The sequence below is a fragment of the Mesorhizobium sp. M7A.F.Ca.US.011.01.1.1 genome, assembly GCF_003998295.1.
Lineage (GTDB): Bacteria > Pseudomonadota > Alphaproteobacteria > Rhizobiales > Rhizobiaceae > Mesorhizobium.
The window spans coordinates 70679-82804 of sequence record NZ_RZRT01000028.1 but is presented as its reverse complement, the minus strand read 5'-3'; the positions used below and the strand labels follow the sequence as shown (position 1 = coordinate 82804).

At 63.8% G+C, this 12126-nt stretch carries 12 protein-coding genes; 7 read left to right on the top strand and 5 right to left on the bottom strand.

Features of this window, described 5'->3' with window-relative positions; translation table 11 throughout:
* Positions 1-128: 128 nt before the first annotated feature.
* Positions 129-818 (bottom strand): TlpA disulfide reductase family protein, encoded by a 690-nt coding sequence (locus EOA13_RS22935; protein ID WP_127295996.1) that lies wholly within the window; start codon positions 816-818, stop codon positions 129-131.
* A 35-nt stretch (positions 819-853) separates the two neighbouring features.
* Between EOA13_RS22935 and argH the strand changes: the two genes are divergently transcribed.
* The 6 genes from argH to EOA13_RS22905 all read left to right on the top strand — a co-directional run bounded on the left by argH (position 854) and on the right by EOA13_RS22905 (position 8201).
* Positions 854-2254: an argininosuccinate lyase gene (gene argH / locus EOA13_RS22930; protein WP_127295995.1), complete on the top strand. Its 1401-nt coding sequence runs from the start codon at positions 854-856 to the stop codon at positions 2252-2254.
* A 117-nt stretch (positions 2255-2371) separates the two neighbouring features.
* On the top strand, positions 2372-2578 hold the full coding sequence (locus EOA13_RS22925) for a lipoprotein (protein WP_023811112.1): 207 nt from the start codon (positions 2372-2374) through the stop codon (positions 2576-2578).
* A gap of 63 nt (positions 2579-2641) precedes the next feature.
* A complete protein-coding gene (gene lysA, locus EOA13_RS22920; protein ID WP_127295994.1) occupies positions 2642-3910 on the top strand; it encodes a diaminopimelate decarboxylase in 1269 nt (422 codons plus the stop codon).
* Between the two features lie 40 nt (positions 3911-3950).
* Positions 3951-4892: a threonine/serine dehydratase gene (locus EOA13_RS22915; protein WP_127295993.1), complete on the top strand. Its 942-nt coding sequence runs from the start codon at positions 3951-3953 to the stop codon at positions 4890-4892.
* A gap of 239 nt (positions 4893-5131) precedes the next feature.
* A complete protein-coding gene (locus EOA13_RS22910) occupies positions 5132-7720 on the top strand; it encodes a TIGR02302 family protein (RefSeq protein ID WP_127295992.1) in 2589 nt (862 codons plus the stop codon).
* Positions 7721-7832: 112 nt separating this feature from the next.
* Positions 7833-8201 carry a glyoxalase superfamily protein gene (locus EOA13_RS22905; protein ID WP_127295991.1) on the top strand — a complete coding sequence of 123 codons (369 nt, stop codon included), beginning with the start codon at positions 7833-7835 and terminating at the stop codon, positions 8199-8201.
* On the opposite strand, the gene EOA13_RS22900 is transcribed toward EOA13_RS22905, so the two are convergent.
* On the bottom strand, positions 8183-9061 hold the full coding sequence (locus EOA13_RS22900) for a LysR family transcriptional regulator (RefSeq protein ID WP_127295990.1): 879 nt from the start codon (positions 9059-9061) through the stop codon (positions 8183-8185). The genes EOA13_RS22905 and EOA13_RS22900 overlap by 19 nt on opposite strands.
* Before the next feature lie 222 nt (positions 9062-9283).
* Between EOA13_RS22900 and EOA13_RS22895 the strand changes: the two genes are divergently transcribed.
* The gene (locus EOA13_RS22895; RefSeq protein WP_164780258.1) at positions 9284-10231 is read left to right on the top strand and encodes a DMT family transporter; all 948 of its coding nucleotides are present in this window, start codon (positions 9284-9286) and stop codon (positions 10229-10231) included.
* On the opposite strand, the gene EOA13_RS22890 is transcribed toward EOA13_RS22895, so the two are convergent.
* From EOA13_RS22890 to EOA13_RS22880, 3 genes are all read right to left on the bottom strand, one after another.
* A complete protein-coding gene (locus tag EOA13_RS22890) occupies positions 10232-10603 on the bottom strand; it encodes a response regulator (protein WP_023811105.1) in 372 nt (123 codons plus the stop codon). It lies immediately after the preceding gene.
* 191 nt (positions 10604-10794) lie between these two features.
* Positions 10795-11337 carry a hypoxanthine phosphoribosyltransferase gene (hpt, locus tag EOA13_RS22885; protein ID WP_023811104.1) on the bottom strand — a complete coding sequence of 181 codons (543 nt, stop codon included), beginning with the start codon at positions 11335-11337 and terminating at the stop codon, positions 10795-10797.
* A gap of 22 nt (positions 11338-11359) precedes the next feature.
* A complete protein-coding gene (locus tag EOA13_RS22880; RefSeq protein ID WP_127295988.1) occupies positions 11360-12004 on the bottom strand; it encodes a hypothetical protein in 645 nt (214 codons plus the stop codon).
* Positions 12005-12126 lie beyond the last annotated feature (122 nt).

Here is a 12126-nt window from a genome sequence, read left to right as displayed (position 1 = left end):
CGCTCACGAAGATCATTTGAAAGCGCTCGCGTCATCAGATGCTGGCCTCCAATCCAGCCAGCATCTTGAATCACAAACATCCGGCTTTGGGAATCCTACGATTCTCTCAAAATAGGAATCGCTCTAGACTACAGGCTCTCGGGCTTGAGTGCCGTCTCGACCAGCCGCCTGGCGTCCGGCCCCGACCATTCGGCCGGGCCGTTCATATGGGCGATCAGGCAGCCTTCGCCGTCGATCAGCATGGTAACGGGAAGGCCTAGCGCCAGGCCGCGCTTCTTGAGGTCGTTGAACAGCGCCATCGTCGAATCCCTGAAATAACCGAGCGTCGCGACGCCGGTATCGCTGAGGAACTTCTTCGGCTTCACATCGTCGCCGGCATCGACATTGACGGCGACCACTTGAAAGGCGTCGCTGCCCTTTTCCTTCTCCAGCGCATCGAGCGCCGGCATTTCGGCACGGCACGGCGCGCACCATGTCGCCCACAGATTGAGCAGCACCGTCTTGCCGGCATGATCGGCAAGCGTCATCGGCTTGCCGTCCGGGCCATTGAAGGCAAGGCTCTTCAGGGATTGTGGCGGATCGGCCGGCAAAAGTGCCGCAACCTCACCGGTGGCCGACGCCGCGACTTTCTTGGCGCGGTCGCTCTTGGCCGCGCAGGCGACATCGTCCTTGCTCTCACCCACGGCAGCTTGTGCCGGTGCATTGTTGCCAGACCGGCTCTCGCTGACATATACCGCGACCGCACCGGCCAGCGCGCCCGCCACCAAGGCGGCGAGGATCAGGCGCGGGGCCGGGAAGAATCTACTACCGTCTGCCATTTTCTCAAAACTGCTCCGAAGCACGGGTTATAGCCATGAGCGACAAGAAAACCAGCAACCAGATGTGGGGCGGACGTTTTGCCTCGGGTCCGGCCGCGATCATGGAAGCGATCAACGCGTCTATCTCCTTCGACCGCAAACTCTATGCGCAGGACATCAAAGGCTCGATCGCCCACAGCGAGATGCTCGCGCAAACGGGCATTATTTCGGCGGCCGACCAAGAAAAAATCGCTGACGGGCTGAACACGATCCTGAAAGAGATCGAGGCCGGCAGCTTCGAGTTTTCGACACGGCTCGAAGACATCCACATGAACATCGAGGCGCGCCTCGCCGATCTGATCGGCCCGGCGGCCGGCCGGCTGCACACCGCCCGCTCGCGCAATGATCAAGTCGCAGTCGATTTGAGGCTGTGGGTCAAGGATGAGTGCTTTCGCGTCGCCGAGGCGTTGAAAGGGCTGATCGAGGCGCTGCTGGAGCGGGCCGAGGAGCATGCCGCGACCGTGATGCCGGGCTTTACGCATATGCAGGCGGCACAACCGGTGACCTTCGGCCATCACTGCATGGCCTATGTCGAGATGTTTTCGCGCGACCTGTCGCGTGTGCGCGATGCGATCGAGCGGATGGACGAAAGCCCGCTCGGTGCCGCGGCGCTGGCCGGCACCAGCTTCCCGATCGACCGTCACCGGACCGCCAAGGCGCTCGGCTTCCGCGAGCCGATGCGCAATTCGCTCGACAGCGTCTCGGATCGCGATTTCGCGCTTGAGTTCCTCGCTCTTGCCGCGATCTGCGCCACGCATCTGTCACGGCTGGCCGAAGAGATCATCATCTGGTCGACGCCGCAGTTCGGCTTCGTCAGGCTGTCGGACTCGTTTTCCACCGGCTCCTCGATCATGCCGCAGAAGAAGAACCCCGATGCCGCCGAACTGGTGCGCGGCAAGACCGGCCGCGTCACCGGTCATCTGGTCGGCCTGCTGACAGTGATGAAGGGCATGCCTTTGACCTATGGCAAGGATATGCAGGAAGACAAGGAATCGGTGTTCGACGCCGCCGAGACGCTCGACCTGATGCTGGCGGCGATGACCGGCATGGTCTCGGACATGACGGTCAACGCTGCCGCGATGAAGAAGGCCGCCGGCTCCGGCCACGCGACAGCAACCGACCTTGCCGACTGGCTGGTGCGCACGCTCGGCCTGCCGTTCCGCGAAGCGCATCATGTTACCGGCCGGGCGGTGGCGCTGGCCGAAGACAAGAAGGTGGGGCTGGAGAGACTTTCACTGGAGGATTTGCAGTCGATCAATTCCGGCATCACGGCCGACATATTTTCGGTGCTGGCGGTGCAGAACTCGGTCAAGAGCCGCACCAGTTTCGGCGGCACCGCGCCGTCGGAAGTAAGGAAGCAGATCCGCGCCTGGAAAAAGCGGCTGGCGAAGGCGTAATGCCGGACATTGCGAGCAGTAATATCCCGGATATTGCGACGAGCAATATCTCGGGGTGCAATGCGCCGAGAACTCGGCTAAAAGCGGCGGCTGACAACGTTTCGGACGGATGGATCGATGACCGGAAGCAGGATTTTGGTGACGCTGACGCTGCTGGTTGCGATCGCGGCCGTTTCGGCCTGCGGCAGGAGGGGCGCTCTCGACACGCCCTATGAGGCGGCCGTGCAGGCGCGCAAGGATGCCTCGAAGGCCCACCAGCCCGTGCCGCCGGAGCCGGAAAAACCGGTCAAGGACAAGAAATTCATCCTCGACCCGCTGATCTAGAGCCGACGAGAGCCGGGCCTTCCAACCCGATCTCATCGCGCCCCAACTTCCGGAACCACTCTTGTGAACCATTTCGACTACCGCGACGGCGTGCTCCATGCCGAGGACGTGGCGATACCAGATATCGCAGCACAGATCGGCACGCCATTCTACTGCTATTCGACGGCCACCCTGACCAGGCACTACCGGGTGTTTGCCCAGTCCTTTGCCGGGCTCGACACGCTGGTCTGCTACGCCATGAAGGCCAATTCGAACCAGGCCGTCCTGCGGACGCTGGCGAAGCTCGGCGCCGGCGCCGACGTGGTTTCGGAAGGTGAATTGCGCCGGGCGCTGGCCGCCGGCATTCCGGCCGGCAAGATCCTGTTTTCGGGCGTCGGCAAGACCGCGCGCGAAATGGACTTTGCCCTTGTCGCCGGCATCCTCTGCTTCAACGTCGAATCCGAGCCTGAACTCGAACTGCTGTCGGCGCGAGCCGCAGCGCTAGGCAAGGTGGCGTCGATCTCGCTGCGCATCAATCCCGACGTCGACGCCAAGACCCACAAGAAGATCTCCACCGGCAAGGCCGAGAACAAGTTCGGCATCCCATGGCAGCGGGCGCGGCAGGTTTATGCCCGCGCGGCAAAGCTTCCCGGCATCAGGATCACCGGCATCGATACCCATATCGGCAGCCAGATCACCGAGCTGCAGCCCTTCGACGATGCCTTCGCCCTGCTTGTCGATCTGGTCGGCGCGCTGCGGGCGGACGGCCATGCCATCGAGCATATCGATGTCGGCGGCGGGCTCGGCATTCCCTACCGCATCGACAACAACCCGCCGCCGTTGCCCGACGCCTATGCCCAGATCGTCAGGAAGCATGTCACCAAGCTCGGGCTGAAGGTGATGTTCGAGCCTGGCCGGCTGATATCAGGCAATGCCGGCATCCTCGTCTCGGAAGTGATCTTCGTGAAGGAAGGCGACGCCAAGAACTTCCTCGTCGTCGACGCCGCAATGAACGATCTCATCCGGCCGACGCTCTACGACGCCTTCCACGACATCCGTCCGGTCGTGCAGCCGCCGGCCGACACGCCGCGCATGACGGTCGACGTGGTCGGCCCGGTCTGCGAGACCGGCGACTATATCGGCCTGGACCGCGATCTGCCCAGGCTGAAGGCCGGCGATCTGATTGCCGTCTCCACCGCGGGCGCCTATGGCGCGGTGCAGGCCGGCACCTACAACACCCGCCTGCTGGTGCCGGAGGTGCTGGTCGACGGCGACCGGTTCCACGTCGTGCGCCCACGCCCGACCTATGACGACCTGATCGGGTTGGATTCCATACCCGACTGGCTTGCATAGAAGCGCCGGAAACACACCTACCCGTCACAGGGAGCAAGTCATGACGAACGGCATCACCGTCACACGCGAGCGCATTGCCGCGATGGAACCGCGCATCCGCTCCTATATCAGGCACACGCCGGTGCTGCGCGTCGACATGGCCGACTTCGATCAGCCGCCGCTGGCCGTCGACCTGAAGCTCGAATGCCTGCAGCATTCCGGCTCGTTCAAGGCGCGCGGCGCCTTCACCAATCTCCTGGAGCGGCCGGTTCCCGACGCCGGTGTCGTCGCGGCATCGGGCGGCAACCATGGCGCGGCCGTCGCCTATGCCGCCATGCGGCTCGGCCACAAGGCGACCATCTTCGTTCCCGAAGTGAGCCCGCCAGCCAAACTGGAGCGAATCCGCTCCTACGGCGCCGAACTGATCGTCGGCGGCGCCCGCTACGCCGAGGCGCTGGCGGCCAGCGAACGGTTCGCCGAGGAGACCGGCGCCTTGCAGATCCATGCCTTCAACCAGGAGGAAACGCTCGTCGGCCAGGGCACGCTCGGGCTCGAAATCGAGAGCGATTTGCCTGAGATCGACACGCTGCTGGTCGCTGTCGGCGGCGGCGGCCTGATCGGCGGCATCGCTGCCTGGTTCGCCGGCCGCATTCGGATCATCGCCGTCGAGCCGGAAGGGGCGCCGACGCTTCATCGCGCCTTCGAGGCCGGACACCCCGTCGACGCACCGGCCGAGGGCATCGCCGCCGATTCGCTGGCGCCAAAGCGCGTCGGCGAAATGATGTTCCCGATCGCCGAAGCCTTTGTCGAACGCTCGATCCTGGTCAGCGACGACGACATCATCGCCGCGCAGAAGGCGCTGTGGAACCGGGCCCGCATCATCTCCGAGCCGGGAGGTGCGGCCGCCTTTGCCGCGGTCCTGTCGGGCCGCTATGCGCCGGCGGCGGGCGAACGGGTCGCCGTGCTGGTCTGCGGGGCGAATGCGGACCCCGCTACCTTCTAATGGCCTGCTGCCTTCTAAAGGGTATGCAGGATGGAACTATAACGGTCCACTTCACGTTTTTCCGAACTGCCTCGCCTTTGCCGTGTTTGCTGGTATTCTTTGAGTCGTGAGGCGTCGGGCTATCCTGCCCGCTCCACAGCATGATCCCGAAAAGTGAAATCCCTTTCGGAACAGATCATGCTCAAAGGGATAGGGCCGCATCCCGGTTTTCGGGATGCAATAGGCTCAAGGAAGGGCCGATGACGCAACGACCCACCTTCAGCAGCGATCGCGGCCTCGCCGGGCGCCTGGCCATGAGCCGGCTGGCGACGCGGGTCTCGATGATGGTCGAGCGCGGCTGGCCGTTGCTGCTTCCGCTCGTCATAGTCGCCAGCCTGTTCCTCAGCATCTCCTGGCTCGGGCTGTTCTCCCGGCTGCCGGATATGGCGCGCATCGGCCTGATCGCTGCTTTTGCCATAGCGGCACTGGCCGCGCTCTATCCGCTGCGCTTCTTCCGCCTGCCGGGCGCCGCCGAAATCGACCGCCGCATCGAGGCCGCCAATCAACTGTTGCACAGCCCGGTGCTGGTGCAGACCGACCGGCCCAGCGGCAGGGAAAGCAGCTTCTCGCAGGCGCTGTGGCGCGAACACCAGAAGCGCATGGCTGGAAAGCTCGACAACCTTGGCGCCGACCTGCCGCGCACACGCGTGCCGGAGCGCGACCCCTGGGGGCTGCGCGCGGTGGCGGCCCTTTTGCTCGTTACCGCCTTCGCCTTCTCCTTCGGACCGACGGGCGGCAGGATCAGCGACGGCTTCAATGCCCATGGGACGCGCGATATCGTGCCGCCGCGCATCGATGCATGGGTGACGCCACCGGCCTATACCGGCAAGCCGCCGATCTTCTTGACCGCCGACGCAAACCAGGCGATCCCGACCTTTACGGTTCCCGAAGGCAGCGACGTTTCGCTGCGCGTGACGGGCGGCTCGGGCGAGGAAACGCTCGGCTATGCCGACAAGAATGGCAACGCCCGCGTCATCGACCCCGCTGCGCCGCAGACCGCCGCCAAGCCGGCTGCAAGCCCGGCGACGCCGTCCAAGGTGCGCCAGTTCACCAGCAAGCTGACCGGCGACGGCACGCTGACGCTGACCTCGGGCGAGGAACAGCTCGGCCGCTGGGCCTTCGCGGTCATATCGGACAAGCCGCCGCAGATCCGCTTCGTCGGCGAGCCCAAGCGCGCTGCCAATGGCGCGTTCGAGCTCAACTACCAGATCGACGACGACTATGGCGCCGCCACCGCCAAGGCGGTGTTCGCGCTCGCCGATCCGCAGGCGCCGAATGCGCGGCCGCTGTACGGTGCACCTGAAATGCCGCTGACGCTGCCGCGCCGCGGCGGCAAGTCGAACGCCGCCAGGACCTCCAAGGACCTGACCGAGCATGTCTGGGCCGGCAGCAGCATCAAGCTGACGCTAGTCGCCACCGACGATGCCGGGCACACCGCATCGAGCCAAACCAAGACGCTGCTGATGCCGGAGCGGCCTTTCGCCAATCCGCTGGCACGCGCCGTGATCGAACAGCGCCGCCTGCTGGCGCTCGACGCCAACGCCAAGCCGCGCGTGCTCGACCTGATGGACGCCATCACGCTGCGGCCGGAAGACACGTTCGATAATATGTCCCACTACCTCGCCATCATGAGCGCCCGCAGCCGGCTGAAGATGGCCGAGAGCGACGATCAATTGCGCAGCGAGGTCTCCTATCTCTGGGAAATCGCGCTCGGCATCGAGGAAGGCAATCTTTCGGCCGCCGAAAAGCGGCTGCGCCAGGCGCAACAGGCGCTGCAGGACGCCATCAAGAATGGCGCCAGCGACGCTGAAATCGAAAAGGCGATGAAGGAACTGCGCGAGGCGATGAACCAGTTCCTGCAGGAATTCGCGGAGCGGGCCAAGCAGAATCCCAACGCCCCGCAGATGCAGCAGAATGGCCAGGAACTGCGCCAGAGCGACATCGATCGCATGATGGACCAGATCGAGAACCTGGCGAAGTCCGGAGATCGCGACAAGGCCCAGCAATTGCTGTCGCAACTGCAGGACATGATGAACAATCTGCAAGCCGGCCGTCAGCAGCAAGGCGGCCAGCAGGACAGCGAGATGCGCCAGCAGATGGACAAGCTGGGCGAGATCCTGCGACGTCAGCAGGAGATGATGAACGACACCTTCCGCATGGATCAGATGCAGCGCGGCGAGCGCCAGCGCGGGCAGAACCGTGACGAGCAGCTCGGCGAAGGCGGCCAGGATGAGGACAGACCCGGCGTCGGCGAAGACCGCGATCCGCTCGCCCGGCAAAAGCCGATGACACCCCAGGAATTCGCCGATGCGCTGAAACAGCTGCAGCAGGGCCAAGGCCAGCTGCAAAGCGACCTCGAGCAGCTGAAGAAGGGCCTCGAAGGCATGGGTATGGAGCCCAATGAAGGGTTTGGCGAGGCCGGCAAGTCCATGGGCAATGCCGAACAGGCACTCGGCGAGGGCGAAGGCGATGCGGCCGTCGGCCATCAGGGCCGGGCGCTGGAAGCGCTGCGCAAGGGCGCCAAGGACATGATGAAGCAGATGCAGGCCATGCAGGGCGACCAGGGCGGCGGCGAGGAAGGCGGCCGCCAGCAGAACGCCGATCGTGATCCGCTCGGCCGGCCACGCGCCAGCACGGGTCCCGACTTCGGCGATTCGGTGAAGGTGCCCGACGAGATCGACGTGCAGCGTGCCCGCCAGATACTGGAAGCGATCCGCAAGCGGCTCGGCAATGCGCTCAGCCCTGACATTGAACGCAGCTATCTGGAACGGCTGCTCGAGCTGAAATAGAGCAATTCCAGGAAAAGTGTGAAGCGGTTTTCCGTCTGGAATTGCTATAAAACAAAGGGATTGCCGTCCGCGTCCATCCCACCTGAAAACCCTCTCGCACGGTTGCACCACCATGCCCAGACTTGGCGCCGTCACACCCATCCTGCGCATCTTCGACATTGCCAAGGCACGTGAATTCTACGTCGGCTTCCTCGGCTTCGAGGTGCAGTGGGAACATCGCTTCGCCGACGACGCGCCGCTTTACATGGCGGTCGGCCGCGACGGCTGTGTTCTGCATCTCAGCGAACATCACGGCGACGGTGCACCCGGCATCGCCCTGCGCATCGAGGTCGAGGACATCACGGCTCTTCATGGCGAACTGATCGGCAAAAACTACCGCTTCGCCAGGCCGGGCGTGGAAGAGACGCCTTGGAAGACCCGCGAGATATCGGTCGCCGATCCGTTCGGCAACAGGCTGCATTTCTACGAGGATGCCGGCTGACTGAGCCTGTTGACGAAGGCTTCGCGGATCGCATCCTGCATGCCGTCGATCGCCTCGCCTGACGCATTCGGGTTGCGGTGCATCACCACGTTCGAGGAATCGATGGCGCCGAATCCGTCTGCCGTGGTCAGTTCACGACAGCCGTCCGGAATGTTACTGCGCGAAATCGGCGCGATCGCCAGTCCGGAGGTGACGGCGAGCTTGAGGCCGCCGGTGGTGTCGCTGGTATAGGCGACACGATAGGCAAGATCGCGCTGCTCCAACGATTTGATGGCAAAGTCCTTGCACCAGCCGGCCCGGTTGTAGAGCGCGATCGGCACCGGCTGTTCCTCATGCATATGGTGCAGGGTCGACGTCACCCACACGGTCGGGTCCTGCATCAGCACTTCGCCGCCGGCAGGATCCTGCCATTCGAACACCACGCACAGATCGAGCTCGCCGGCAGCGAGCGCCGCCATCTGTGCCCCGGAATGGGCATAGCGCACAGTGACCTCGACCTGCGTATGACGCTTGGAGAAGGCGCCGAGCGCGCGCGACAGGATGGCGTGGCCATATTCCTCCGGAATGCCGATGCGCACCGGCCCGCCAAGCGGCGCTGCCGCCATCGATGCCGACGTCTCGTCGAGCAGCGAGACAATGCGGCGGGCGTTGACGATGAGTTCGCCGCCGCGCCGCGTCAACGCGACGCCGCGCGAACCGCGCTCGAACAGGCTGGCGCCGATCAGCTCTTCGAGCTTCTTCATCTGCATCGACACCGCGGATTGGGTGCGGCCGGCCTGCTCCGCCGCCTTGGTGAAATTGCCGGTCTCGGCAATCGCCACGAAGGTGCGCAGGAGGTCGCTGTCGAGGGTCGGCCGCATGAAATCCGCCATAAGGGAATTTGATTGCTGGCATCATTCCAATTCGTTTGCAACATGTCAAACGACGGACGATAGTTGCTTCACCCATTGGATATGCGGCTGAGAAATCAGCCGCGGACCAATCAAGAGTCCTCACTCGTGCCCGCTACCCGAAACGGTGGCGGGTTCTTTTTACGCCGCAGGCGGCAGCTTCGGATCGTACGCGCAGGAGCCTGGATGCAGATGCAGAATCGGATGGTGGGCGGCATCCTGAGCCTGTGCCTCGGCGTGCTGGTCTTTTCGCTGCAGGATCCGCTCGTCAAAGCCGTGTCCAGCGGTTATCCAGTGACCGAGGTGATGGCGATCCGCTCGATCGTCGCCCTGCCGATCCTGATCGTTCTGGTCCATGCCGATGTCGGCCTGCAGGCGATCCTGTCGAAGCGATTCGGCATGCTGACGGTGCGCGCCTTCATCCAGTTCACCTCCTATACGATGTACTACCTGGCCATCGCCGCCTTGCCGCTTGCCGATGCGGTGGCGCTCTATTTCATGGCGCCGCTGTTCATCATGGTGCTGGCCGGGCCGTACCTTGGCGAGCGCGTCTCCTGGCAGACACTGGCAACCGTGCTGATCGGCTTGTTCGGCGTCCTCGTGATGCTGCGTCCCGGCGCAGGGCTGTTCGACTGGGCAGCGCTGCTGTCGCTGGGCTCGGCGGCGCTCTATGGTTTTTCGCAGCTGATGGCCCGCAAGATCGGCGATACTGAATCGTCCACCGTCATGGCCTTCTATCAGAACGGCGCCTATCTGGTCGGCGCCGCCGTGGTTGCCGGGGCGTTTCATCTAGCCGGCATAACCCACGCCGTCCACCCGAGCCTGGAATTCCTGGTAAGGCCATGGCTTTGGCCGACGCTGCCGGATTTTCTCAAGATGGCCGCCTGCGGTTTCGTTGCCTCCGCCGGCATGATCCTGCTGTCGCAGGCCTACCGGATGGCGCCGGCCAACCGCGTTGCCACCTTCGAATACACCGGCATCCTGTGGTCGCCGCTGTGGGGTTTCCTGTTCTTCGCCGAAGTACCGCGGTCGACGACCGTCATCGGGGCCGCCTTGATCATCGGCGCCGGCCTGCTGGCGCTCAACACCGAACGGCGTAAAAGCCCCCCACCCGTGCTCGCTGCCACCGATCCAGCCTGATCAGGCGAAGCAGATCAGCGCCCGTTCGACGCGCGAGCGGATTTCGGCCAGCGTGAAGGGCTTCTGCACGACATCGAGGATGATGCCGTTCAATTCCTCGGCGCGCTCGCGCTGGTCGGCATAGCCGGTCATCAGCACGATCTTGATCGCCGGAAACAATGCTGCAGCTGCGATCGCCATCTCGATGCCGTCCATCTCCGGCATGCGGATATCGGAGACGACGAGATCATAGCCGCCACGCGCCGCCTGGATCAGCGAAAGCCCCTGCGCGCCGTCCGCCGCGATATCGATTGTGTGCCCGGCACGTTCAAGCGCGCGGGCGGCCAGGGTGCGGACGGACTCATCGTCCTCGACGATCAGAAGCTTTGCCATGGCCGGCATATTTGGCCGCCAAAAGTTGACTTTTCCTGAAAGCCCAGAGCAATTCAGGAAAAGTGTGAGACGGTTTTCCCGGGAAAAGCGCAAAGCGCTTTCCCTTGGGAATTGCGTCAAAACAAAAAACTAGAGCGGTTCGGCGTTTTCGTGAAGCGGCTCTAAGCGTCAGGAAACCTTTTGGATGCCGCTCAGACATCCCCTTTGACGACACCGACAAACGGCAACTCGCGAAAAGCATGGGCTACATCCATGCCGTAGCCGACGACGAAATAGTCGGGGCAGTCGAAGCCGACATAATCGGCATTGAGCTCGGTCTGGCGGCGCATGCGCTTGTCGAGCAGCACGGCGATCGAACAGCTCTTGGCGCCCCGCGACAACATCAGCTCGCGGGTAAAGCTCAGCGTCTTCCCCGATTCGAGAATGTCGTCGATCAGCAGCACGTCGCGGCCGGCGACCTCATTGTCGATGTCGCGCAGCACCCTCACCTCGCCACTGCTGGTGCCGGCGCCATAGCTGGAGATGAAGATGAATTCGACCTCCGGCGACAGGCCGACATCGTGCATGGCCCGGATAAGATCGGCGGCGAAGATAAACGAGCCCTTCAGCACCGAGATCACCAGCAGATCGTGATAATCGTGTCCGGCAATCTCCTTGGCGAGCTCGAGATTGCGCCGCGCGATCGCCGATGCCGAAAACAGAACCTCGATGTCCTTGCCGCGTACGATTGGCATTAGTGGTCTTCCTCGGTGATCGCTATTCGGCGAAAGTGACCGACACGGTCTTCACACCGTTCTTAGGCACGTCGAGCCGGCTGGCAAAGCCGAATCTTTCGCCGGACGCCAGCGCGCGGCCGGATGTCCCCAACGTATAGCGGGTCGTGCGCCCGTCATTGCCGGTCACCCGGATTTCAAGCGGCGGCAACTGCGTCGGTTTCGCACCATCATTGACGGCCTCGCCATCGACGAACAGTGCAGCGTTCGGCCCGGTAGCGTCGACGCGTGACGTGACGCCCGAAATGCTGAGCGCCGACGCCTGCGCGCTGGACAGGAACGGCGCCTGGCGCACCAGCGCGTGCCCGCCGGAGACCCAGAACGCGGCCAAGGCAGCGCCGATGCCAGCGACCCAGAAGATCGGCCCGCCGCGCGAGGCCGGCAGCCGCTCCGGTGAGGCTTCGGGCTTGCGCAGCATGTCCATGCCTTCGATGGGCGGCGTGACGATCGCGCGCGGCAGCGGCGAAACGCTTTCCACGGCAGGCGCAAGGCGCGGCATCACCACGTAGTCGGCATCGACGATGTCGCCGGCCGAACCACGCATGAACTTGTCCGCTGCGGCAATTGCCGCCGGATCGGTCATGATTTCGCCGGAAACCGGGCGCGCGGTTCGATCGTCAGCCATCATGGCCCCAGCATTGCAGCACGTGTTCGCTTTTCGTTTCTTTTGCGTAAACACAAATGGTTAACGCTTCCCCACCGGAGCCCTCGTGACGAGCCGAAAGAGCCCAGAAATTAACCGCCGGTTAA